Below are 1,316 nucleotides of genomic sequence, written 5' to 3'. Positions count from 1 at the left end.
CGTTTGGTGGGGGCTCGGGCGCGGTTGATGCAGGGGTTGCCCACTGGTGGGGCGATGGTGGCGATTGCTGCGCCGGAGGCGGAGGTTGTTCCGTTGTTGGTGGAGGGTGTGTCGATCGCGGCGGTCAATGCGCCGGGTTCGGTGGTGGTTTCCGGTGCGGAGGCTGCTGTGGAGGTGTTGCGGGAGTCTTTCGCTGGTCGGGGTGTGAAGACGTCGCGGTTGCGGGTGTCGCATGCGTTTCATTCGGCGTTGATGGATCCGATGCTCGAGGAGTTCGGGCGGGTGCTCGAGACGTTGGAGTATTCGGAGCCGACGATTGCGGTGGTGTCGAATGTGACCGGCGGGTTGGCTGATATCGCGGATCCGGCGTATTGGGTGGGTCAGGTTCGTGCGACGGTGCGGTTCGCCGAGGGTGTGGACTGGTTGATCGAGCAGGGTGTGTCCCGGTTCGTGGATGTGGGTCCGGACGGGGTGCTTGCGGGGTTGGTTCAGGCGGTGGATCCGGATGTGGTGCCGGCGCCGATGATGCGTCGTGGTCATGACGAGCTGGCCGTGGTGGTGTCGGGTGCGGCGCGGTTGTTCGTTTCGGGTGTTCCGGTGCGTTGGGCCGCGGTAGTGCCGGTGGGTGATGCGCGGCGGGTGGAGTTGCCGACGTATGCGTTCCAGCATGAGCGATACTGGCCCGAACCGGTCGTGGGTGCGGGCGATGTCGCTTCGGCGGGTCTGACTGCTGCGGGGCATCCGTTGCTGGGTGCGGTGGTCACGCTTCCGGGTTCGGATACCACGGTTTTGACGGGGCGTGTTTCTTTGCGGTCTGCGCCGTGGCTGGCCGATCACGTTGTGCACGGGGTGGTGCTGTTCCCGGGGACCGGGTTCGTGGAGCTGGCGATCCGGGCTGCTGACGCGGTCGGAGCGGGATCGGTTGCCGAGTTGATCATCCATGCTCCACTGGCGCTGCCCGAACACGGGCAGGTGCAGGTGCAGGTCGTCGTCACCGGCGACAGCGTCGAGATCTACGCGCGCAGCGACGATGACCAACCATGGACCCGACACGCCGAAGCCGTTCTCGGCGTTGATGCGATGTCGTCGACCGAGGTCCGGGTACCGGAATCTAGCGAGCGAGTGGACGTCACCACTTTCTACGACGTGACGGCCGACCACGGTTTTGTCTACGGTCCGGCCTTCCGCGGTCTGGCTTCGGTGCGGCATCACGATGGTGATGTTTTCGCTGAGGTCAGGTTGCCGGAGAAGGAGGGTGTTCGGGCGGCGAGGTTCGGGGTTCATCCGGCGTTGTTGGACGCGGTGTTGCAGGCGGC

Annotated in this window: 1 protein-coding gene; it reads left to right on the top strand. The window is 65.5% G+C overall.

The features are described 5' to 3' along the window. Positions 1-54: 54 nt before the first annotated feature. On the top strand, positions 55-1,316 hold a 1,262-nt coding region (locus ACIP5Y_RS47955; protein ID WP_400360526.1), incomplete at its 3' end, for a polyketide synthase dehydratase domain-containing protein.

This window comes from Nocardia sp. NPDC088792 (genome assembly GCF_044750615.1).
GTDB lineage: Bacteria > Actinomycetota > Actinomycetes > Mycobacteriales > Mycobacteriaceae > Nocardia.
This window is presented reverse-complemented; position numbering and strand designations above follow the sequence as displayed.